Annotated in this window: 22 protein-coding genes; 19 read left to right on the top strand and 3 right to left on the bottom strand. The window is 59.3% G+C overall.

The window, feature by feature from the left end; all coding sequences use genetic code 11:
• The first annotated feature begins 59 nt into the window (after nucleotides 1-59).
• The 11 genes from HPY55_05475 to HPY55_05425 all read left to right on the top strand — a co-directional run bounded on the left by HPY55_05475 (nucleotide 60) and on the right by HPY55_05425 (nucleotide 10,604).
• Nucleotides 60-1,235 (top strand): ABC transporter substrate-binding protein, encoded by a 1,176-nt coding sequence (locus tag HPY55_05475; GenBank protein NPV70079.1) that lies wholly within the window; start codon nucleotides 60-62, stop codon nucleotides 1,233-1,235.
• A gap of 127 nt (nucleotides 1,236-1,362) precedes the next feature.
• Nucleotides 1,363-2,235, top strand: a complete 873-nt coding sequence (locus tag HPY55_05470) for a branched-chain amino acid ABC transporter permease (protein NPV70078.1) — start codon at nucleotides 1,363-1,365, stop codon at nucleotides 2,233-2,235.
• 12 nt (nucleotides 2,236-2,247) lie between these two features.
• Nucleotides 2,248-3,123, top strand: coding sequence for a branched-chain amino acid ABC transporter permease (locus HPY55_05465; protein NPV70077.1), 876 nt, complete (start codon nucleotides 2,248-2,250; stop codon nucleotides 3,121-3,123).
• A 5-nt stretch (nucleotides 3,124-3,128) separates the two neighbouring features.
• Nucleotides 3,129-3,923: an ABC transporter ATP-binding protein gene (locus tag HPY55_05460; protein NPV70076.1), complete on the top strand. Its 795-nt coding sequence runs from the start codon at nucleotides 3,129-3,131 to the stop codon at nucleotides 3,921-3,923.
• Nucleotides 3,924-3,928: 5 nt separating this feature from the next.
• On the top strand, nucleotides 3,929-4,654 hold the full coding sequence (locus tag HPY55_05455) for an ABC transporter ATP-binding protein (GenBank protein ID NPV70075.1): 726 nt from the start codon (nucleotides 3,929-3,931) through the stop codon (nucleotides 4,652-4,654).
• 204 nt (nucleotides 4,655-4,858) lie between these two features.
• On the top strand, nucleotides 4,859-5,617 hold the full coding sequence (locus HPY55_05450; GenBank protein NPV70074.1) for a 4Fe-4S binding protein: 759 nt from the start codon (nucleotides 4,859-4,861) through the stop codon (nucleotides 5,615-5,617).
• Nucleotides 5,618-5,690: 73 nt separating this feature from the next.
• Nucleotides 5,691-6,323, top strand: a complete 633-nt coding sequence (locus HPY55_05445) for a cyclase family protein (protein ID NPV70073.1) — start codon at nucleotides 5,691-5,693, stop codon at nucleotides 6,321-6,323.
• Complete coding sequence (locus HPY55_05440) at nucleotides 6,320-7,189, top strand: fumarylacetoacetate hydrolase family protein (protein NPV70072.1); 870 nt, start codon at nucleotides 6,320-6,322, stop codon at nucleotides 7,187-7,189. The genes HPY55_05445 and HPY55_05440 overlap by 4 nt, the downstream gene beginning before the upstream one ends.
• Nucleotides 7,186-8,004, top strand: a complete 819-nt coding sequence (locus HPY55_05435) for an SDR family oxidoreductase (GenBank protein ID NPV70071.1) — start codon at nucleotides 7,186-7,188, stop codon at nucleotides 8,002-8,004. Before HPY55_05440 ends, HPY55_05435 begins: the two co-directional genes overlap by 4 nt.
• 31 nt (nucleotides 8,005-8,035) lie before the next feature.
• Complete coding sequence (locus tag HPY55_05430) at nucleotides 8,036-9,661, top strand: D-aminoacylase (GenBank protein ID NPV70070.1); 1,626 nt, start codon at nucleotides 8,036-8,038, stop codon at nucleotides 9,659-9,661.
• A gap of 595 nt (nucleotides 9,662-10,256) precedes the next feature.
• The gene (locus HPY55_05425; GenBank protein ID NPV70069.1) at nucleotides 10,257-10,604 is read left to right on the top strand and encodes a cupredoxin family copper-binding protein; all 348 of its coding nucleotides are present in this window, start codon (nucleotides 10,257-10,259) and stop codon (nucleotides 10,602-10,604) included.
• 47 nt (nucleotides 10,605-10,651) lie between these two features.
• On the opposite strand, the gene HPY55_05420 is transcribed toward HPY55_05425, so the two are convergent.
• Nucleotides 10,652-10,837, bottom strand: coding sequence for a spore coat protein (locus HPY55_05420; GenBank protein ID NPV70068.1), 186 nt, complete (start codon nucleotides 10,835-10,837; stop codon nucleotides 10,652-10,654).
• A 449-nt stretch (nucleotides 10,838-11,286) separates the two neighbouring features.
• On the opposite strand from HPY55_05420, the gene HPY55_05415 reads away from it, so the two are divergent.
• The 5 genes from HPY55_05415 (at nucleotide 11,287) to HPY55_05395 (ending at nucleotide 17,596) form a co-directional block, all read left to right on the top strand.
• The gene (locus tag HPY55_05415) at nucleotides 11,287-12,552 is read left to right on the top strand and encodes a hypothetical protein (protein NPV70067.1); all 1,266 of its coding nucleotides are present in this window, start codon (nucleotides 11,287-11,289) and stop codon (nucleotides 12,550-12,552) included.
• A complete protein-coding gene (locus HPY55_05410) occupies nucleotides 12,549-12,788 on the top strand; it encodes a hypothetical protein (GenBank protein ID NPV70066.1) in 240 nt (79 codons plus the stop codon). The genes HPY55_05415 and HPY55_05410 overlap by 4 nt, the downstream gene beginning before the upstream one ends.
• A 39-nt stretch (nucleotides 12,789-12,827) precedes the next feature.
• A complete protein-coding gene (locus tag HPY55_05405) occupies nucleotides 12,828-15,953 on the top strand; it encodes a DNA polymerase III subunit alpha (protein NPV70065.1) in 3,126 nt (1,041 codons plus the stop codon).
• Between the two features lie 224 nt (nucleotides 15,954-16,177).
• Nucleotides 16,178-16,324, top strand: coding sequence for a hypothetical protein (locus HPY55_05400; GenBank protein NPV70064.1), 147 nt, complete (start codon nucleotides 16,178-16,180; stop codon nucleotides 16,322-16,324).
• A gap of 111 nt (nucleotides 16,325-16,435) precedes the next feature.
• Nucleotides 16,436-17,596, top strand: coding sequence for an iron-containing alcohol dehydrogenase (locus HPY55_05395; GenBank protein NPV70063.1), 1,161 nt, complete (start codon nucleotides 16,436-16,438; stop codon nucleotides 17,594-17,596).
• Nucleotides 17,597-17,632: 36 nt separating this feature from the next.
• On the opposite strand, the gene HPY55_05390 is transcribed toward HPY55_05395, so the two are convergent.
• Nucleotides 17,633-17,911: a helix-turn-helix domain-containing protein gene (locus tag HPY55_05390; GenBank protein ID NPV70062.1), complete on the bottom strand. Its 279-nt coding sequence runs from the start codon at nucleotides 17,909-17,911 to the stop codon at nucleotides 17,633-17,635.
• On the opposite strand from HPY55_05390, the gene HPY55_05385 reads away from it, so the two are divergent.
• Nucleotides 17,893-18,639: a phosphate acetyltransferase gene (locus HPY55_05385; GenBank protein ID NPV70061.1), complete on the top strand. Its 747-nt coding sequence runs from the start codon at nucleotides 17,893-17,895 to the stop codon at nucleotides 18,637-18,639. The genes HPY55_05390 and HPY55_05385 overlap by 19 nt on opposite strands.
• An 87-nt stretch (nucleotides 18,640-18,726) precedes the next feature.
• Nucleotides 18,727-19,143, top strand: coding sequence for a holo-ACP synthase (gene acpS / locus HPY55_05380; protein ID NPV70060.1), 417 nt, complete (start codon nucleotides 18,727-18,729; stop codon nucleotides 19,141-19,143).
• A 483-nt stretch (nucleotides 19,144-19,626) separates the two neighbouring features.
• Here acpS and HPY55_05375 read toward each other — a convergent pair whose 3' ends face one another.
• The gene (locus HPY55_05375; GenBank protein ID NPV70059.1) at nucleotides 19,627-20,175 is read right to left on the bottom strand and encodes a BON domain-containing protein; all 549 of its coding nucleotides are present in this window, start codon (nucleotides 20,173-20,175) and stop codon (nucleotides 19,627-19,629) included.
• 119 nt (nucleotides 20,176-20,294) lie between these two features.
• Here HPY55_05375 and HPY55_05370 point away from each other — a divergent pair, with 119 nt between their 5' ends.
• Complete coding sequence (locus tag HPY55_05370; protein NPV70058.1) at nucleotides 20,295-20,906, top strand: DUF3795 domain-containing protein; 612 nt, start codon at nucleotides 20,295-20,297, stop codon at nucleotides 20,904-20,906.
• Nucleotides 20,907-21,507: the final 601 nt, after the last annotated feature.

Raw genomic sequence — 21,507 nt, 5'->3', positions numbered from 1 at the left:
GCTCTGTGTTCGGCGTATTCCACTGATTTCACGAGAATTTCACGAGGGGGGACAGGTAAATGGCACGTAGTATCGGTATCGTGTTGCTGCTTGCGATGACGGCCGGGTTGCTGGCCGGCTGCGGCGGCGCCAGGGAACAGGTTATCGTGGTGGGCGAGCTTGCGGCGTTGACGGGCGGTACGGCAGCCTGGGGGACGGCGCAATCCAACGCGTTCAAAATCTACGTGGACGAGCTGAATAAGGCCGGCGGCCTGGACGGCGTCAAGGTCAAAGTCGTGACATACGACTTCAAGGGTGACGCTCAGGAAGCAGTGAATGCATTCAACAGGCTGGCCGACCAGGACAAGGTCGTCATGGTGTTCGGGACCAACAACTCGAACGCGAACCTCGCTTTCGCCCCGCTGGCGGAGCAAAAGAAAGTGCCCGTCCTGGCCAACGCGGTGGACCCCAACGTCACCACCCCGAAGATGACCGGCCTCAACCGCTACTCGTTCCTGACGGTTGCTTCGAACATCGTCCAGGGCAAGACGATGGCGGCATACGCCCTCAAGGAGCTTGGGTTCAAGCGCGTAGCGGTGCTCTATAACCAGGGCAACGCCTTTGCGACAACGATGGTGAGGCCCTTCATCGACTATTTCAAGGCAAACGGCGGGGACATCGTCGCGGAGGAGGTGTTCCAGGGTTCGGACGTGGAGTACCGCGCCCAGCTGACGAGGATAAAGGCGGCGAACCCGGACGCTATCCTGCTGCCGAACTACTACAAGGAGATCGCCCTGGCCGCACAACAGGCCCGCGAACTGGGGATTAATGTCCCCTTTCTCGGGCACACCGGCTGGCCTTCCCAGGTCCTGCTCCAGATGGCTGCCAAGGAAGTTGAGGGGTCCTACTACGTTAACTATGCATCGTTCCAGGATCCCAAGCTGAAGGCCATCCGCGACAAGTATTTCGCGGCGTACAAGATCGAACCCGAAATCAACGCGGCGATGATCCATGACTCGTTCGAAGTCTTCAAGGATGCGGTGAAGCGCATCGGGGCGCGCAATCTGGCGGGCATGAGCGTGGACAAACAGAGAGATGCCCTCCGCGATGCCTTCGAGAGTACAAAAGACGTCGCGGGCCTGACGGGCACTATCACCATAGACCACAAGACGCACCGTCCCGAGAACATCGAGATGGCGATCATCAAGGTTGAAAACGGTGCATTCAAACTGGTCACCAGGTACAAGGCGCCCTGAACCCGAAGGAGACTGTGATGATGGCTCCGGGACCGGCCGCGAAAAGCCGGTCCCGGGATATCGGCGGGACCGCCCGACGGAGAGAGGACGTGCGAATGTCAGAAGTGGGTCCCGGGGAGGGGTGAACTTGCTTGCCCAGCAGACCATCAACGGCATAGCAATAGGCGGTATCTACGCCCTGATCGCGGTGGGATTCTCGTTGATATACAGCATCCTGCGGTTTACGAACCTGGCCCACGGCTCGTTGCTGGCCGTCGGAGCTTACGCGGGTTTGCTGGGAGCGGGCCTGCTGCGATTGGGCCTGGCGGGGTCAATCGCCGTAGCCGGCGCTGCCACGGCAATTGTCGCCGCGCTGGCCGAAAAGGGAGCGTTCCGGCCCATCCGCCTCAGGGAGATACCCATCGTCTATTTCCTCATCTCGTCTATGGCGGTGTCGTTGCTATTCGAGAACCTGCTGCTCGTCGGGGCTGGAGCCACCTTCTACGTGTATCCCAGGCTTGTAACATCCACCCCCCTGATCCAGTGGCCGGTGACCGTGGGCTACCTGGATTTCCTGATGATGCTGACGGCGTGCCTCGCGCTGGTCGCGCTGAACTTCATCATCTATGGAACGAAGATCGGTAGGGCCATGCGTGCCGCCTCTTACGATCTCAGGGTGGCTGCCCTCATGGGCGTGGACACCGACCGGATAGTCACTTTCGCGTTCCTCATGGCGGGCTGCCTGGCGGGCATCGCCGGCGTCTTCCTGGGGATCAAGTATTCGGTGTACCCGCAGCTCGGTCAACTCATACTGAAAGGCTTCGTCGCCGCGATCTTCGGCGGGCTCGGAAGTGTCGCGGGGGCCGTCGTCGGAGGCGTGGTTCTCGGCCTGATCGAGATCATGCTCGTCGCCTACGTGTCGAGCGCCTTCAGCCCGGTGTTCATCTACGCGCTACTTATCTTCATTTTACTGGTCCGGCCCAGCGGGCTCCTGGGCAGGTTCACTCAAGAAAAGGCCTGAAGGTGGGGTAGCATGTCTTCATTCTACCAGGGTATCCTGGTCTTCACCGCCCTGAACGTCATGATCGTCGCGGGGTTGTACCTCCTGATGGGCGTCACCGGCCTCGTTTCCTTCGGTCACGCCGGATTCATGGCCATCGGCGCATACGCTTCCGCGCTGCTGATGCTGAACCTCCGCCTGCCCTCCGCGCTGGCCTGGGCTGGCGGCACGCTGGTTTCAGTCCTCGTAGCGCTGGTCATCGGCTACCCCACCTTGAGATTACGGCGCGAGTACTTCGTTCTCGCAACCATGGGCGTCGGCGAGGCAATCCGCGCGCTGGTCACAGCGCTTCCAGGCATCACGGGTGGCGCCGTGGGGCTGCCAGGCATACCCCTATCGGCGGGACCGTGGGCCATCCTGCTACTGGCGGCCGCCTCCCTCGCGCTGGTCAGGAATTTCGTGCGCTCCAAGTACGGCCGGAACTGCATCGCCCTGATGAGCGACCCGCTGGCCGCCGAGGCGATGGCCATCGACACCTTCTGGTACAAGCAGGCCGCCTTCGCCATCAGCGCCGGCCTGGCTGGACTCGCCGGGGCGCTGTTCGCCCACTACATCACTTATATAGAGCCGAACATGTTCGGGTGGAACAGGTCGGCTGAGCTGGTGACGATCGTCTTCTTTGGGGGTTTGCAAAGCCTCACGGGCGGAGTGATGGCGACAGTGTTCATAACCACGCTGCCGGAGATCCTGCGTTTTGCGGCTGCCTGGAGGTTCGTCATATACGCCGTGGCCATCCTGGTAGTCATCCTTTACCGCCCGGGCGGCCTGTGCGGGAACTTCGAGGTCTCATGGGAGTGGCTTGGACAACTGGCCGCACGCGTCCGGCGCGAGAGGAGGGAGCCGTCATGACTAGCATGCCATGCGCCGTCGATACCGCCCCCGTGGGCTTCCTGCTGGAAGTGTCGGGCCTGACTAAACGCTTTGGCGGCCTTGTTGCCGTGGATGACTTCGGCGTCAGTGTCCCACAAGGCAAGATATATGGCCTGATCGGTCCCAACGGGGCGGGGAAGACGACCGTTTTCAACCTCATATCGGGCATCTACCGCCCCGATTCGGGGCACGTGCGACTGGCTTCAGCCGATATCGCGGGCATGCCCGCGCACCGCATAGCCGCCCAGGGCATCGGGAGGACGTTTCAGAACATACGGTTGTTCAAGGGCATGTCCGTACTGGAGAACGTGGTAACCGCACTTCACCGGCAGGCTGAATACAGCCTCGTCGACGCCTGCCTGCGTACGGGCGGTGTCAAGCGCGCTGAGGCACAGGCGCGTTCCACTGCCATGGAAATCCTGGCCGCCGTGGGACTGGCAGGTATGGCCCGCGTTCAAGGGACGAGCCTCCCGTATGGTCTTCAGCGCAAGCTGGAGATCGCAAGGGCGCTGGCGCTGAGACCGCGGCTTCTGCTCCTCGATGAACCCGCGGCCGGGCTAAACCCGCGGGAGACCCTCGATCTGACGGACCTGATACAGAGGATCACCAGGGAGTACGGCCTTACCGTCCTCCTCATCGAGCATCACATGGACGTCGTCATGGATCTTTGCGACCGGATTACTGTCCTGAACTTCGGGAGGGTCATCGCCCACGGAACACCCACGGAGATCCAGGATAACGAACTCGTAGTCGAAGCCTACCTGGGGCGGAGGAGGTGACCGCAGTGCTGGAGATCCGGGACCTCTCGGTATGCTACGGAGCGGTGCAGGCGCTTTCCTCGGCCACGATCACGGTGCGCGAGGGGGAAATCACCAGCATCATCGGGGCCAACGGCGCGGGGAAAACCACCCTCCTGCAGGCCATCTCGGGCCTGATAACGGTTAAGTCCGGAAGCATTCGTTTCATGGGGGATGAATTGCCCCGCAAGCCAAATCTCATCGTTGCCCGGGGGATAGTCCACGTACCGGAAGGCCGCAAGGTATTCCCGAACATGTCTGTCTACGAGAACCTCCTGATGGGCGCGTACTCCCGTCGGGACGATTTCGGAGCGGATCTAGAATATGTCTACAATCTCTTTCCGATCCTCGAGGAGCGCTCGCGCCAGCCCGCCGGCACCCTCTCTGGAGGGGAACAACAGATGCTGGCCGTGGCCAGGGGCATTATGGCGAAGCCCAGGCTGTTGCTCCTAGACGAGCCCTCTCTGGGCTTGGCGCCGATCCTGATAGAACGCCTGTTCCAGGCGATAATCGACATCCACTCCCGTGGCATCCCGGTACTGCTGGTAGAACAGAACGCCTCACAGGCGCTCGCCATATCAGACCACGGGTACGTGCTGGAAACCGGCCGGGTCGTGATGGAGGGCACCGGGGGCGAGCTCCTGGACGACCCGGGTGTGCGCCAGGCATACCTCGGAGCGAGGACAGGTGACAGGAGGAGGGAAGGCGCATGACCGAACGCGCGACAAAGCGTTCAGCCGGCGAAGTGCGGGCCCGGATGAAGGAACAGGCCCAAAACCGGCTGGCGACGGCGTACGCGGGCGTTCCCCTGCGCCGCCGGCGGCCGGCCCGTCTTCGGCAGCCTCCTGGCCGCGGACCCGGAGGAGTGGCGCGGCCTGGCGGCGCAGATTGGCTCCTGCGGGGTTAGCGCGCTGGAGATGGATGTGTCGTGCCCCCATTCCATAGATGGCAGCTCACTGGCCATTCTCGAAGAACAGGTCCAGGCGGCGTCGACCGGCAGCCCGGTACCAGTCGTGGCCAAGCTCCCGCTCCGGCCCGACATTGTCCACATAGCCGAGCGGGTGTTGCGGGCGGGCGCTGCGGGGGTCACCCTGGCCAACCGGCCGGCCGGGCTCGACATAGACATCGAGACGATGGCCCCGGTGATGCACCGCTCGGTCGCCGGTCACGGCGGCCCGTGGATCAAATATGCCGTGCTGGCCCAGGTGCTCGCTGCATACAGGCGGCTCGGGCGGCCGGTGAGCGCCACCGGCGGGGCAACCAGCGCCAGCGACATAATCAAGTACCTGCTCGCCGGGGCGGGGTCGGTCCAGGTATGCTCCGCTGTGATGATTTCGGGATTCCAGGTGATCACCTCGATGGTCGAGGGCATCGGGGCCTACGTTTCCTCGCAGGGCACGACCGTGCAGGCTCTCATCGGGAAGGCTGCCGTTTTCTTCCTGGAGCTGGAGCAGATCGCCCGCGGTGGTGACCTAGTAGCCTCGGTCACGCCGGAATTGTGTACAGATTGCGGGCGATGCCAGGGGTTCTGCTTTCACGACGCCATTACGCCCGTTGACGGCGCCGGCCGGAGACAGGTAGATCCGGGAACCTGCGGCGGCTGCGGCCTTTGCGCAGAACCGCGGGTCTGCCCGGTGGGGGCCATCAGGATGATTTCACGCGGCTCACCCGTGTAATCAGGGGGCTTGAGCCACGCGCCACGGCCGGCATCGATACAGGGCCGATCAATTCTTCAGGAGGTGCGGTCAATTGCGTTTCATCGATCTGGCACTAACCGTCTACGAAGGGATGCCGAAGTTCTGGGGCGACTACCACGCACCCGTGAAAGTCGAGGTCACCGGCACCTACGAGAAGAACAAATGCATGGTCAGGAAACTGGAAATGGCCACTCATTCAGCGACGCACGTGGACGCGCCGGCCCATTTCTGTTCCGGGGCAACCACGATCGACAACGTGCCGCTGGCTCAAGTCATAAGCCGCGCGGTGGTTCTCGACGCGTCGGGAATCGGAGAGCGCGGGAGGATCGGCCTAGACAAGGCGAAGGCCCTCAACGTGGGGCCCGACGTAGGCGTCATCATCCGCACCCTGTGGGACCGCCGCTGGGATTCCGGGAAGTACTTTACCGACATCCCCGGACTGGACTATGACGCTGCCCAGTACCTGCTCGAAAAGGGGATCAAGTTCCTGGCGGTGGACTTCCCCCTGGACCTCGACATTCACCGTCTTTACCTGGGGAACGGCCGGATACTCATCGAGAACCTGACTCACCTCGAGGAAATCAAAGAGGACGAGGTGTGGCTGCTGGCCTTGCCGGTCAAGCTCCGCGACGGAGACGGGGCGCCGGCCAGGGTCGTGGCCGTGGAAGGATGGTGCGGTCAATGAGACTCGCGTTGATGGAAGCCGGAAGCAGGCGTTTCGTAGCGGTCGAACATGAGGGGAGTCCGGTGGACGTCACTGGACTCGTCGCGGGGGTCGACGCCGCGCTGGAAGAACCGGAGCCACTCGTGACGCTGGCGATGCAGTACGACCTCCTGGCCCATCTGGCCGCGCGGCTGGATGAACCAGCGGCCGGGCGGCCGGTGGAGCTGGGAGCGGGAGTCCGCTACCTGCCGCCGGTCAGGCGGCCTGGCAAAATGGTCTGTCTCGGGCGCAACTACGCGGCCCACGCGGCAGAAAGCGGGCTGTACCTGCCGGCGGAACCATTGTTCTTCTGCAAGGCTTCCTCGGCGGTGATCGGTCACGGGGACGCCATCAGGATCCCGTCCTGGGCGGGGCGCGTGGACCCCGAGGCTGAGATGGCACTCATTATTGGGAGACCAGGTCGCTACATAAAGCCGGAGGAGGCGTTCGATCACGTGCTCGGCTACACCTGCTGTAACGACGTGAGCGCACGAGAAATGCAGGCCGCAGACGTTGAGCGTGGGGACCCCTGGTTCAGGTCGAAGAGCATCGACACCTTCGCACCGCTCGGCCCCTACCTGGTAACGCCCGACGAACTCCCCGACCCTCACCGGCTGACCATCCGTTGCATTGTCAGCGGAGAGGTGAGGCAGGACTCCAATACGTCCTATCTGGTTCATAAAATCCCCGCCATCGTCGCTGCGGTGAGCCGGTTCATGACCCTTGAAACGGGGGACGTGATTGCAACGGGCACGCCCGCAGGCATGGCGCCGATAAAACCCGGCGACACGGTCGAGGTGCACGTTGAGGGAGTCTGCAGGCTGGCGAACCCGGTGGTGTCCGAATGATGGACTGTTGCGCAGGCCTGACGGCGGCCACGGCATTCACCGGGTATGCGTGGGCAGGGTACCTGCGCGATAAGGTGGCCCTTGTAACCGGGGGAGCGGGGGGCATCGGTGGGGCAGCGGTTGCCGCACTTGCCAGAGCGGGGGCGAGGGTGGTGAGCCTCGACCTGCCGGAGACCGATGGGGAAGCGGCAGCGGAAGCCTTGCGTGAAGCGGGTCTGGAAGTCCGGTTTCACCCAGCCGACGTGACCTGCGAGGCCGATATCACCGCGGCCATGGAAATGGCCACGAGTCTCTATGGGGAACTGGACATCGTATGCGCTGCGGCCGGAGTACAGTACCCGGCGTCGTTGCTGGACACGGAGCGCGCGCACTGGGATCGGGTACTCGACGTTAACCTGACCGGCACCTACCTCACCCTCAAGTGTACTATCCCGGCCATTCTGCAGCGGGGAGGCGGCGCTGTTGTCACGATCGGGTCCCGAGTCGGCCTGCAGGCCACTCCACGCCAGGCTGCATATTCCGCTTCCAAGGCGGGGGTTATCGCGCTCACCCGCCAGGTCGCCATCGACTATGGCCCGGGTGGGGTCAGGGCTAACTGCGTCTGCCCGGGTCTGGTAGAGACCCCGATGATTGACGCCCTGTTTCCAGGGGGTCCGCCGCCGGACTGGTGTGACAGGATCCGCGGGGAGTATCCCCTCGGGAGAATCGCTGCACCGGAAGAAGTTGCAGATGTAGTTGTCTACCTGGCCGGCCCCGCCGCGTCCTTCATTACCGGGGCGGTCATATCGGTCGACGGCGGGCGCAGCGCCGTCTAGGATAGCGCCAGGTACAACGGGAGGGTACGAATTGTTCGATCTCGTTATCAGGGAAGCCACAGTCTATGATGGAACCGGTAATCCAGGCCAGCGCGGCGACGTGGCGGTCGCGGGTGACCGCATCGCCGCGTTCGCCCCTTCCCTGGAAGGCAGAGGTCGCCGGGAGATTCCCGCCAGCGGCCTTGCCCTCTGCCCGGGCTTCATCGACATGCACAGCCACTCAGACCTGATGGTCCTGGTGGAGCCACTGGCGGAGATTAAGATACGCCAGGGCGTGACTACCGAGGTAATCGGCCAGGATGGTATAGGTCCGGCGCCAGTGGACGATGAGCGTGTAACCGAATGGCGGCGATTCCTCGCCGGATTGGCGGGCAATCCCTTTCTTCACTGGGACTGGCGATCTCTCGCCGGATACCTCGACCGGCTGGAGGCGGCCTGCCCGGCCGTCAACGTCGCCACCTACCTGCCCCAGGGTAACGTGAGACTGCTCGTCATGGGAATCAGGCAGGCGTGGGCGGGAGAGCAGGACTTCCATAATATGGAGCGTCTCATCGACGACGGTATGAAAGCCGGAGCCTTCGGCATGTCAACCGGCCTGATATACCCGCCCTGCCTTTTCTCGGACGAAGCGGAGCTGATCAGGCTGTACCGGCGGGTCGCTGACTGGGGCGGGATTATGGTCGTCCACATGCGGAACGAGGGCAATTTCCTCCTGGAGTCACTCGAGGAAGCCATACGCATTGCCGGCAAGGCTGGACTACCTCTGCACATAAGCCATTTCAAGGCCGGCGGGAGGAGCAACTGGGACAAGTTTGCGGCCGCCCTGGCCCGCATTGACAGGGAAGTCGACGGCGGGATGGACGTCACTTATGACCAGTATCCGTACACCGCCGCCAGCACACTGCTTATGGCCCTCCTGCCACCCTGGGCGCTGGAGGGGGGGGTCGACGCCACCATGGGTAGGCTCGCCGACCGCGAGACCCGACGTCGCATCGCACGCGACATCAACGGAGACGGCCCCGGATGCGGTGAATCGGGTAGTTCCGACGGTACACAGCCAGCGTGGGACAACTACGTCCAGCTTGCAGGCTGGGAAGGGATCATGATAACCGCAGTAAAGACACCGGCGAACAGGCAATTCGAAGGAGCGATAGTGACCGATGCTGCGGCGCAGGTGGGGAAAACCCCTGCCGAGTTCGTCTTCGACCTCCTCCTGGAAGAGGAGTGCGCGGTGTCGATGGCAGCCATGCTCGGTTCTGAAGAGAACGTTCGCCTGGGGCTTCAGCACCGGCTGGGGATGGTAGGAACCGACGGCCTTCTCGGCGGCAAACCGCATCCAAGGGTGGGCGGTTCTTACCCGCGGATCCTCGGCCGCTACGTTCGCGAGGAAGGCGTCATCTCCCTCCCGCAGGCCATTCGCAAGATGACCGGATTCCCCGCAACCCGGCTCGGTCTCGACGACAGGGGCCTAATCAAGCCTGGATATGCCGCGGATCTGGTGTTATTTGACCCCTCTTCTGTGATGGACCGCAACACCTTCACCGAGCCGCGATTGCCTCCTCTGGGGATCAGGTACGTCCTCGTCAACGGGGTGCCCGTGCTCGCGGACGGCGAACTCACGGGTCAGCGCGCGGGCAGGGTGCTTCGAAAGTGCTGACACCTCCGTTTAAGGTAGTTAAGCCCACGACTTCCTCATCGTGTTTTACCTTTGTGTAGACCTGGACTTACTTTGACCTTAGTGCTAGGGTACATAGAGTGTGGGCCGCTGCCTCGTTTATGAGGTTGATCACGTGCGAATCGTCCAAAGAATAATACACCTGCTTCTCCTCGCGCCTGTACTTTACCAGCAATAGTTAAATAGATGTTTAATCGACTGCCAACTGTAGTCTACACCTCGTTCAGCGAATGGCTAACAGCGTGCACTGGCCGCTGGTCGAATTACAGCTTTGTTTGATACAATCGCCGTAACGTACCACAACTGACTGAATTCTGGGGAGTGACGTCTATGATAGCGATACCTTGATCCTTGGTCAGCCCTTGCACCTGTGGCTGGGCCTGTTATTGCTGGCGTTGATCTCTCTCCAGGTCGTCACCGGCAGAAGGCTCATAAAGATTCCGTTCGTTTGGCATCGTCGCAATGGGTATGCGATTGTGGTGGTGGCGCTTATCCATGCTTTCCTCGGATTGGGCCTGTGGTTCTGGGGATTCACAATAGGGTAGACAGGGGGGGTGCTAGCATGAACGGGATGCGCATGAACAAGATGTACTTACTGCTGATAGTAATGCTTGCGGTGCTCATCTTGACAAGTGGCTGCGGTGGTAAGCAGCCGGGGAATGAACAACCTGGCTCAACGCCAGACAAGAACGTGGTAATAATCGAGAAGTCTAAATTCCAGCCGGCAACCCTGACCATACACAAAGGAGAAACCGTGACGTGGGTAAACGAGGACCAGGCTCCCCACACCGCCACTGGCAAGGGATTCAACAGCGGCAACTTGGCCAAGGGCGGGGTTTTCAAACACACGTTTACCGAATCCGGTACGTTTGATTATATATGCACCTACCACCCATCCATGAAGGGTCAAGTGGTCGTTAAGTGAAAGAGGCAACCACGCCGTGGTTGCCTCTCAGCACCTTCTACACGCAGTTAGCTTCGGGGGCTTTCCCCCATGGGGCCGGTCACTGGCTTTACGTTATGCCAGCCCTTGTTATGCATGTAGTCAAACAACTCTTTGGTGCTCTGGACGTATTCATCGTGATATCCTGTCGATAGCTGCTTCGCCCCTGACAGCAGATCAGCCGCGATGTCCCTGTCGCTCAACTTGTCAGCCACACGTCTACCCCCTTGAACTAGAATCGTCTCACCTAGCCAAATCCGCCGCCCATCCCCTCAGGCCCGCCGGCGGACTCCCCGACAAGATTGGACAGCACCCTGACGTTCTTCTCATGAAGGTCACGGAATCTCTCGCACATTGTGCGGAGCTGCGGGTCATCTGTCTGCTTGGCGTAGATGGAGGCCTTCTTCGAGTTCAGGATAGACGGCGTGTAAACCTTGCCCCGGTATCAAGGCGCCCTCCGTGTCTTGAAAGGGTTCATTTTCCACCTATATGCACTAAGCACGGCGCGAAAGAAAGTGCTGGTAATGCGCCACGCGCAGGACAAAAATCCTCGCAGGGTCGCGTTTAAGGGGCTTTATCACCCGTACCGGTTTTTTTGACTTTGGGGGAACCCTGGTATAATTGGTCTTGTCCCCGAACATATGTTTGATAATAGGTGATCGCCATGAACCGTTCCGGCTCGATAGTCGCATTTATTGATCTTGCAGGGCTCTATGCTGCTTGTGAAAGCTACGACGTAAACACCCCTCTGGCGGTGCTTAAAGATGGGGTCTGTCTTGATGTTTCTCGAAAGGCTTACTGCTCCGGTGTCAGGATGAACATGACCCGTCGTCAAGCACTGCTGATCTGTCCAAACATAGTTTTCGCCAAGTATTGTGAAGGAAAATACACTGCTTCGTCGCGCAGATTCCTGGATATCCTATACAACCACTCTCCGGTAGTAGAGCCTATCAGTCCCAATCAGGCCTTTGTGAGGTTGTCCGGAAATGCTGACGCAGAGGCCACTTTACAGGCGACCAGGGCGGAACTGTCCGGTCTTTCATTCCTCATGCTGGCAGGGGTAGCAAGTTCTAAATTCGTTTCCCGCGCAGCTACGGTGCAGATGGCAGACCAGATCAGCATGGGACAAGGGGCAGAGGGAATGGAGGAAGTGTCGGGGATAGATGGTGTGTCCCTGTGCTTGGCTGTTGTTAGAAACGAAAAGGAATTCCTTGAGCGCCTCAGGGTCTCTTATCTATGGAAGGTGCCACAGGAGGTGCAACTTAAGTTAGAGGCCCTTGGGATAAAAACAGTTGAGGAGATAAGCAGGGTTCCTAAAGTCAAGCTGGTGGAACAGTTCGGGCGTGTGGGGGGCGAGATTCACGATCTGGTGCGAGGAATAGATAATGACTACGTTAAGCAGGCCTATCCACCCCCAGAGGTCGTCGGGCGTGTCTCGTTTGATGGCAGCACTGATTCGACAGAGGTTATCAAGAGGGGATTAGAGGTAGTTTGCTTTCGGGTGAGCGGGGAACTCAGGAGCAGGGGGTGTGGAGCAGGCAGTATCCGCGTCGAAGTAGCGTTGGAGAACGGGGAAAGACTAACCGCCTCACGTGTTTTCCCATTCCGCAAGTCGTCCCCCATAGCACTGAAAACAGTAGCGTGGGCATGTTTCAGTAGTATGCCTGGCATTTCTGCCCCCGTGGAAGAGATAGTAATCAGTGTGGGTGAGCTGGGTAAGGCAGAAGGAGCGCAAATACCTCTTCCCCTTGGCCCGGCAGACATGAACACCCGTGTGCCTGCAAGAAGGCTCGAGTATGCGGTTGTGTCCCTCAGTAATAGGTACAGTGGAGACGCTGTTACAAGAGGAAGCAACCTCAAAACTTCCAGGAGAGAAGAATTACTCTCCCTATGGGATCCCATAAGGGCAAAAAGCAGGAGTATCAAATGAGCAAGGTAGTGAACCAACCGGTGCTGGTTATAACGGACGCGCAGGTGAAACCCGCGAAATTCTTCTGGCGTAGATGGTTCAGAGTGTCGAGGATCATGGATACTTGGGCCGAGACCGGACGGTGGTGGGAGGGTGAGCCGGAAAGGGTTATCTATAGGGTGATCTCCGATGGGGGCATGGTGGCAGAGCTCGAAGCGTGTGCCGGCCGGTGGGTGCTATACAAGATATACGATTGAACAGCGTCTTTTCATCTTGCTCCAAGCGGGGTTGATACCGTGAAGTTTCCTCACCTTCATACGCATTCCCCATTTTCCTTCCTGGATGGCGGGAGCTCGATCCAGGAGCTGGTAGACCGGGCTGCAGACCTCGGGATGGAAGCACTGGCCGTTACCGACCACGATAACATGAGCGCTGCCGTCAAATTCCGAGACGCCGCTCTGAGGCGCGGGTTGAAACCCATTCAAGGGGTGGAGGCCACGTTGAAATGGTGCGGAACGGAGCCTTCGCCACACCTTACTCTGTTGGCGGAAAACAGCGAGGGGTACAGGAATATCTGCGCCGCGCTTACCAGGGCACATCTGGATAACCCCAGAAGGAAACCAGCGCTGGATATTGAGGTCATGCGAGACCATGCAGCGGGAGTGATCGCCTTATCGGGTTGCCGGCGGGGCGAGATTCCCTCCCGAATCCTAAAAGGTGATTATGCTGGAGCTCTTGAGGCAGCACGCAAATATGTGAGCGTGTTCGGCAATGACCAATTCTTCATCGAGTTGTCGGAGGGGCTTCTACCCGGAAGCACGATGCTTAACGAGCGTCTTTCAGAAATCGCCGGGAGGCTTGGGCTTGGCATGGTAGCCACCGCGAATGTTCACTATTCGTGTAAAGCCGGCTTCGTTATCCACGACCTTCTGACCTGCGTGAGGACGCTGAGCAAGCTGGATGACGTTAATCCAGAGCGGAAGATTAATGCTGAAAACTACCTCAAGACGCCTGCCGAGATGGAGGCCCTTTTCGCCCAATACCCTGCCGCCGTGAATGGTTCCTCACTCCTTGCTGAGAGGTGTAGCGTAGCGCTCGAGGTCGAGGGAAAGTGCTATCCATCTTTCCCCACTCCAGAGGGAACCCTCGCGAGGGAGATGCTCAGGGGCCTCGTGCGCGAGGGAGCGCGGAAGCGATACGGAAGGATTACTGCCAAAATCCGCGACAGGCTTGAACACGAACTCGGTATCATAACTGCTTTGGGGTACGATGACTACTTCCTTATCGTGCACGACATCGTCAACTATGCACGACGTAGAGGTATACGCCACGCGGGACGAGGTTCGGCCGCAGATTCTGCTGTCGCCTACTGTCTTAATCTGACTGATGTGGATCCAATCGCAAGGGGACTCCTGTTTGAGCGATTTATGAGCCTGGAGAGGGCTCAGAGCCCTGATATCGACGTTGATTTTGACGCGCGCTACCGGGACGAAGTTGCGGAGTACGCCTCAAAGAAGTACGGAGCCGACAAGGTAGCGTCTGTGTGTACATATAACACCTTCCAAGCGAGATCGGCAGTTCGGGACCTTGGCAAAGCGATGGGGTTTTCGGAAGAAGAGATTGACAGGCTGGCAAAGCGGCTGCCTCATGTACCTGCTGATGACCTGAAGAGCGTAGTGGAACGCTTGCCGGAGCTCCGCGACTTGAGGCTCGACCCCGTGAAATTTGGGCATCTATTGGAGGCGTCCGAGAAGATAGCAGGTTTCCCACGCTTCCTGTCAACTCATCTTGGCGGGATCGTCATAAGCCGGAAACCGTTGACCGAGCTAACACCTTTGCAGGAAGCCGCGAAGGGCGTGGTAGTGACCCAATTTGATAAAGACGATATTGAAGCCCTCGGCCTCATTAAACTCGATTTATTGTCACTAAGGATGCTCTCCGTGGTTGAGGATAGTGTGGCAATGATCAACGGCAGTCCAGGAAGTACCGCCGCAGGAAGCGTCGACTATGACAAGATCCCTGTTGAGGATAGGGAGAGCTACAGGATGATCCGCCAGGGCCGCACCATCGGAATGTTCCAACTTGAGTCTCCCGCTCAAAGGGCCCTACAAGGACGGCTGGCTGCAAATAGGTTCGAGGACCTGGTAGCATCGGTAGCCCTTATTAGGCCAGGCCCGGTACAAGGGAACATGGTCGATCCGTTCGTATTGAGAAGGCGTGGGTTTGAGCCGGTGAGCTATGTAGACCCCAGACTGGAGGCCATTTTAAATAAAACCTATGGTGTGGTTCTATTCCAGGAGCAGGTAATTCAAATCGCCGTAACCGTCGCTGGATTTACACCCGGAGAGGCTGACAGATTGCGGAGGGTCATGAGCCACAATAGATCTGTCAAGGAGATGCAAGAGATCTGCAAGGTGTTCGTGGCCCGAGCAGTAGAAAACGGAACACCTCAAGCCGTGGCCGAGAAGATAGCCGGCTGCATCAAGTCGTATGCCGGTTACGGGTTCTGTGAGGCCCATGCTGCGTCGTTCGCCGTTACCGCTGCCAAAACAGCATACCTCGTAAACCACTACCCGGCGCACTTCTTTGCAGCCATTCTCAGTCATCAACCAATGGGGTACTACCCTGCTAACACGATTTGCGTGGAGGCGCGAAGGCGAGGTGTCCGGGTGTTGGGTCCGTGTATTAACAGCAGCGGGAAAGCGTTCACTGTGGAGGATGGGGCCATAAGGACTTCGCTCGCGTGTGTCAAGGACATGACGGGGCAGGCTCTTGACCGGATCATAGGAACCAGGCGAGCCCGGCCGTTTACCTCGTTATTCGACTTCTGTCGCCGCGTTGACCCGCCGCGGAACGTCGCGGAAAACCTCATATTGTGCGGGACGTTCGACTCAATCAGTACGAATAGGCGATCTCTGCTTTGGCAGTTGAGCAGCGTAATTGAGGCAGCGCGCTTACAAGTAGACGATGGCAGGCAACCAGACTTAAGGTGGAATATCTCGGAGGACCATTCCTCTATCAATGACTTTTCTCTACCTGAAAAGGTACTCTATGAATATCGAGTCCTCGGGATCACGATCAGTGATCATCCCATGATGCTTATGAGGAGCCGGCTTAAGGCTGAAGGATACCTGTCAAGCGAAAACGTGCTAAACGCCAAGCCGGGAACCGTAGTTAAAGTGGCGGGATTCCCTGTACGACCGCACCGGCCTCCGACACGAAGTGGTAAGACAGTTGTGTTTTTGTCTCTGGAAGATGAACACGGCCTTATCGATATAACTGTCTTCGAGAAAGTATACCAATTATACGGACAGTTAATATTTGCAGATCCTGCGCCAGCACTCCAGATAGTTGGGAGACTGGAGAAGAGGGGAAATGGGGTGAGTGTGACTGCGCAGAGAATTGAGATACTACAACTATAGTTCTTGAGCGTGCCTAAGTAACACAAAGCGCAGAATTCGCTGTCCAGCTCGGCACTTCCACTGCTCATCAACAATGCGGGGGTTTACCCCGTGAGGGACTACCTCGAAGTGGATGAGGGCTTCCTGGACTACCGCCCCAGGTCATATCCGAGCCCGTGCCACTCCCCTGTTCCCCTGGCCCCATTCTCAGCCATCGCGGCAGCCTGACCCCACTGAGGACGGCCATGGCCGTGTGTTCCGTGCTGAAGGAGGAGACGGTCGAGCGGGCGAATCCAGGGAGCGTGACCTGCGAGATTGAGGTAGGGAAGGATGCTGGCAAGGTCCGGGTGACTAGGACGCGGCTCAGGGGCGTCAAAGTCGCGCGCCTGTGAGTGGGGGAATGCGACGTTCGCGCCCTGCTGAGGGCCTCCGAAAGGGTCGTGCGGTGCAGGGTCAACTCAGCAGGCTGTTCGATAACGTCTTTTGAAGGGCGGAATGGGCAAATGGATAGAACGTTCAGCTTTCATCTACCTCCGCGCATCGAGTTCGGTGAAGGGATGCTCAAGAGATTACCGGCTCTAGTTAAAGAAACGCTCAAGGGGAGCCGGGTGTTTGTCGTCACGGACCCCGGAGTCAGGAAGGCCGGCATCGTCGACCCATTGCTCGAGGATATGCGGCAGGCGGGATTCGAGATTCGGGTGTTCGACAATGTGAAGCCGAACCCCCGCGACATCGATTGTGAAGAAGGCGGACTGGCCATCAGGGAGTTCGAGGCCCATATGATCCTTGCGGTAGGGGGCGGGTCGGTGCTCGATTCGGCCAAGGCAATCGCCGTGCTGCAGGCGAACGACGCGCCGCTCAGGCAGTACGAAGGGCGCGACAGGTTCCCCAAGGACGTGGTGCCCATCGTGGCTGTGCCCACGACGGCCGGAACAGGGTCGGAGGTTACTCGCTCTTCGGTCATAACCGACACCGGCCGGAAGTTCAAGATGACGGTGAAAAGCGTTCGATTGGCTCCCAGGCTCGCCGTTGTGGATCCCGCCACAACGCACAACCTGCCGAAGGGGCTCACGGCCTCGACAGGGATGGACGCATTCGTCCACGCGATCGAGTCGTATACCTGCAAGGCGTCGAATCCGTTTTCCCAGGCCTGGGCCAAAGAGGCCATGCGGTACACTTTCCGCAACTTGAAGGAGGCCGTGCTGGAGGGGACCAGGGAGAGCCGGAACATCATGATGCTTGGCTCGGTAATGGCCGGGGTGGCGTTCTCACACTCGGACGTTGCCGCGGTACACTGCATGGCCGAGGCGATTGGGGGCCTCTACGACACGCCCCACGGTGTGGCCAACTCGATGTTCCTGCCGGTGGTGACGGAGTTCAACGCGCAGGCCAACCCGGAGGTGCATGCGGAGGTAGCCCGGATCTGCGGATTACCCGTTGACGTAATGCCTCCGCGCGAGGCCGCTGCCTTCCTCGTGGAAGAACTCGAGCGGCTCTCCGAGGACGTCGGTATCCCGGAGTTCGGCAGTCAGCCCGGTGTGTCTCCGGACGATTTCGACCGCCTGGCCGAGGCGTCGTTTATCAACGGTTCGACCCCGAGCAACTGCAGGACCATAAGCAGAGCCGACTACCTGGACCTCTTCCGGAAAGCCTACAGGGCCTGAGGCAGCGCTTACTATGGCCGGACCAGGGAGGCACCATCAAGTGCGCGTCATCAGACGATGGCCTGCCGCGGGGGGTAGCCGCGAAGATGGATCCGCGCACGGTTTCGGCGGATCACCGAAGTGACGCTTCTGATAGTCGCGCGGCGAGAGACCAAATAACCTCTTGAATGCCTTGCTGAAGTGGGCGGAATCGTTGAACCCCCAGCGAAAAGCGATTTCGGTGATGCTGTCCCTGACTGGCCCAATGCGCACCAATTCGCGCCGGCATTGCTCCAATCGCCTGTGCATGATCCAGTTTGAGACAGAAACACCCATATCCTCGAACCATGCCGGAGAGCGCATGCCGGCGGATACTCAGCCAGCCGCTTTGCTTCGGCGCCATGATGGTGAGAAAGGGCGATGCCCACGGTATGGTGGCGGGCATCGCCCATCCCACGGACGAGGTAATCATGGCCAGCGAGCTGATCATAGGCCTCAAGCAGGGGATCGGCCTCCCATCCAGCTTCTATCTGATGGACATTCCCGGCTTTGCGGGAAGCCAGGGGAACCTCCTGGTCTTCGCAGACCCTGCGATTAACCCGGATCCGGGTCCCGAACAACTGGCGGACATTGCGGTCGCCACGGCCATGAGCACCCGTGAGTTGTTGGGCTGGGAGCCAAGGGTCGCATTGCTGTCGTTCTCCACCAAAAGCAGTGCAAATCACCCGAACGTGGATAAGGTGGCCAGGGCGGTGGATCTGGCCCGTAAGAAGGCCCCAGGCCTGCTCTTCGACGGCGAAATGCAGGCTGATGCGGCCCTGGTCGAGGCGGTTGCGCGCCGGAAGATGATGGATACGGGCGCAGTCGAGGGACGAGCCAACATACTGGTGTTTCCCAATCTGGATGCCGCCAACATATCCTCGAAGCTGGTCCAGGTGCTTGCGGGCGCCAAAGCCTATGGGCCGATCTTGCAGGGGTTTGACCGCCCGGTGAGCGATCTGTCTAGAGGCGCCACGGTTCGAGACGTGGCAGGTGCTGCTCTCCTGGTGGCGGCGAGAAGCTGAGCGCGCTGGTCACGCGCTCGCTGACGGCTCTGCGCCAGCCAACGGTCGCGCGGCGACCAATGGTTCTATGGTTGGGGGACGGGTGCGTTGATGCTGGGTGTGGGCGTGGACATCATCGAAATCAGCCGCATGGCCGAGACGCTCGCAAGATCGGGGGACGTATTCCTCAACAGGGTCTTCACTGAGAGGGAACAGCTGATGGGGAAGAGCCATCATGCCCCCGCCACCTACTACGCCACGAGGTTCGCGGCGAAGGAAGCGGTGTTCAAGTCACTAGGCATCGGTTGGGATGGCGGGGTCGATGGCGGTGTCGACCTGCGGGATATCGAAGTCCTCCGTGGCCCCCGGGGCGAGCCGCTGGTCGAGCTTGGCGGTCGCCTTGCCCTGCTGGCAAGCGAGCGGGGCAAGACGCGGGTACTGCTGAGTCTATCGTATGACGACGACTCCGCCATTGCGTTTGTCGCCCTGGTTCAAGCCACCGAGTCAGGGCGGGGCTTGTCCTGAGCATCAGGCCTGTTGGCGTTTGTGCCTTTTGCTCTCGAGATAACTCTGATAGTCTTCCTCGGAGGTGAATATCTTCCACTTATCCTTGCCGGCGTTGTTGGCCACTTTCCTGACGAAGCACCTTCTTCCTGTAACCACTTCGGCTGATTTCAGGAAGTGGATGGCTTCGGTCTCGGATTTCATTGGATATGGCCAGTGCCTGAGGCATTGCTTTCTTCCGCAGGTGGGGCACACGTACTTCTCATGGTCACAAGGGGAATCCCTGGGAATCCAGCTATAGCAGGTCGGGCAAGGGTTTTCCCGGGTAAACCTCCATTGGCTCAACACCGCACCGCCCCTCAAACGTATTGCCTGATTCCCCGGCACTTTTCGGATGACGTACGCCTGTTTCCTCCTCGATAAGTGCAGTAAGCGGGGTGCCTACACTCGGGGGCCCCCGCTTCGATGGGTAGCCGGTCTTGCGATCCCTGTCCTGGCAAGGCGTTACCGGCGGCCGGGCACTTCCCGCGGAGGATTATCCTCTTCGTCATTCCTGACCTGACTGTGAAACAACTCGTCAGGTTGGAGTTCCTTATGCACTTTAACCTGGCTAGTCACGCTGGTTACCCCTCGAGCCTTTGCCGCAGCCTTCTTGGCAGCCTCCACTTCGTCCGGGTCGCGCGTGTTACCCACGAGTGTCACTGCTCCGCGTGAGGACTCCGCGCCGATGTGCCTCAGGTTGACAGATGGGTCTGCCTCCAGCTCCTCCGCCACCTCGAATTCCACGTCCCGATCATCGGTCTGGCCGTCTGTGCTCAATGAGATCACGTTGTCAACCGATTTGACCCCCGGCTTGCCCCGGGCTACGGTCCCAGCGTGCCGCTTTTCTGATAGGGTGTCTACCACACCGCGCACGATAGCCTCTCCGTTTTCTACATCTGCTTCCAGGGCATAGCCCCGGAGGTTCTTGTCTCTACGGAGCGCTTCCTGAACCTTCTGTGTCGTCTCCTGATCGGACTTATGCGCCTTTTTGGGTTCGTTTGTGTTTGCCACCCGTTGAGCCTCCTCCAATCACGCCTGTGTCAGGAGGTAGTATTGCCAGGTGGAAGAATCTTGTGTCTGGCGGTGATTAGGGATCAACCGAGTGCTTTGGAAATGAGGAGGCAAAACCCATGAAACAAACAGACTCCGAGCCGAAAGGACACCCAACGAAGAGATATCCGACAATCGGTGTATGTGGTCTCGATTGCGGTCTATGCCCGAGATATTACACGGTAGGCGCCTCAAGATGTCCTGGATGTGGTGGCCCCGATTTCTTTCATAAGCATCCATCATGTTCTTTCATAACTTGTTGCGTCAAGAAGAAGAACCTTGAAGTCTGTGGTGAGTGTTCAGACTTTCCGTGCCCCAAGTTCAAAAGTGGTGAAGAATATCAGCAATTGGAAGAGTCTTCTTCTTACCCATCGTACAAGAAAGTCATGGTGAACCTGCGTTTTGTAAGAGAACATGGAATTGAGCGATTCGTAGAAGAGCAGAAAAGACGGATCAGATTACTTGAAACAATGATAGAGGGTTTTGATGAGGGTAGATCGAGGAGCTTTTTCTGCAAGGCTGCAACGCTACTCGATCTGGCGAGCCTGAGAGGTTCATTGGACGAAGCAGCCCGGAGAATCATAAGAGAGCAAATCAAACAAGACGACGTCAGAAACAAGGCCAGGATCCTAAAGGCGGTTCTGAACGAATTTGCCCTTAAGGACGGAGTGGAGTTGGTAAGAAAAAAGTAGCCCCAACTGGACGGACATCATGGACCGCTGGAAAAGCCCGACGGTGGACATGGGTGCCCCGCTGGAGCCGGAGCGAGGTCGTCCCGACGCCACGGGGTAGAGGGCATCGCCCGGTGGGTAGTGCAAGTCCATCGTTGCGCCAGCGCACACGTCGCGGCTGAACCTGTGCCCTGAGGCAACGATCTCGCCAGGACCGCTGCGCCGATGCAGCGGTCGGCCGAGGATTGCTGCGCCACGGCAACCCAGAGCGGGTTTGTTGCACCAGCGCAGCCATCCCGGCAGAATCGTTGTCCTAGCGCAGACATCGTTGCCGGATCGCTGTCTCCACGCAACAATCCCCGGTCAATCACCGCTACGGAGGACGGGAAGGCGCCGGCGCAAGAGACTGACGTGTTGTTCTGACCTCGCGGACGACTCCGATGAGGAACAACGACAGTGGGAGGACCAGTATTGTGCCGCCGGCCGAGCCAGATGTGCGTTTGTCAACGAGATTCTGATCCGCCGCGCTCGCGTGGGAGTGATCCACCGGTGCTCGCTTGAATGTGATCCACCCCTGAGAGATTGTACTCTGGTTCCTTGCGCCGCTGCTTGAGCCGGTACG

The organism is Bacillota bacterium (assembly GCA_013178305.1).
Taxonomy (GTDB): Bacteria; Bacillota; Sulfobacillia; order JABLXB01; family JABLXB01; genus JABLXB01.
This window is presented reverse-complemented; position numbering and strand designations above follow the sequence as displayed.

Bases quoted from the DNA above. Each gene is read 5' to 3' on its own strand.
- HPY55_05400 (NPV70064.1), top strand. From the start codon at position 16,178: ATGGCCGTGTGTTCCGTGCTGAAGGAGGAGACGGTCGAGCGGGCGAAT.
- HPY55_05390 (NPV70062.1), bottom strand. From the start codon at position 17,911: ATGGGTGTTTCTGTCTCAAACTGGATCATGCACAGGCGATTGGAGCAA.
- HPY55_05475 (NPV70079.1), top strand. From the start codon at position 60: ATGGCACGTAGTATCGGTATCGTGTTGCTGCTTGCGATGACGGCCGGG.
- HPY55_05465 (NPV70077.1), top strand. From the start codon at position 2,248: ATGTCTTCATTCTACCAGGGTATCCTGGTCTTCACCGCCCTGAACGTC.
- HPY55_05395 (NPV70063.1), top strand. From the start codon at position 16,436: ATGGATAGAACGTTCAGCTTTCATCTACCTCCGCGCATCGAGTTCGGT.
- HPY55_05440 (NPV70072.1), top strand. From the start codon at position 6,320: ATGAGACTCGCGTTGATGGAAGCCGGAAGCAGGCGTTTCGTAGCGGTC.
- HPY55_05425 (NPV70069.1), top strand. From the start codon at position 10,257: ATGAACAAGATGTACTTACTGCTGATAGTAATGCTTGCGGTGCTCATC.
- HPY55_05370 (NPV70058.1), top strand. From the start codon at position 20,295: ATGAAACAAACAGACTCCGAGCCGAAAGGACACCCAACGAAGAGATAT.
- HPY55_05415 (NPV70067.1), top strand. From the start codon at position 11,287: ATGAACCGTTCCGGCTCGATAGTCGCATTTATTGATCTTGCAGGGCTC.
- HPY55_05410 (NPV70066.1), top strand. From the start codon at position 12,549: ATGAGCAAGGTAGTGAACCAACCGGTGCTGGTTATAACGGACGCGCAG.
- HPY55_05460 (NPV70076.1), top strand. From the start codon at position 3,129: ATGCCATGCGCCGTCGATACCGCCCCCGTGGGCTTCCTGCTGGAAGTG.
- HPY55_05450 (NPV70074.1), top strand. From the start codon at position 4,859: ATGGATGTGTCGTGCCCCCATTCCATAGATGGCAGCTCACTGGCCATT.
- HPY55_05435 (NPV70071.1), top strand. From the start codon at position 7,186: ATGATGGACTGTTGCGCAGGCCTGACGGCGGCCACGGCATTCACCGGG.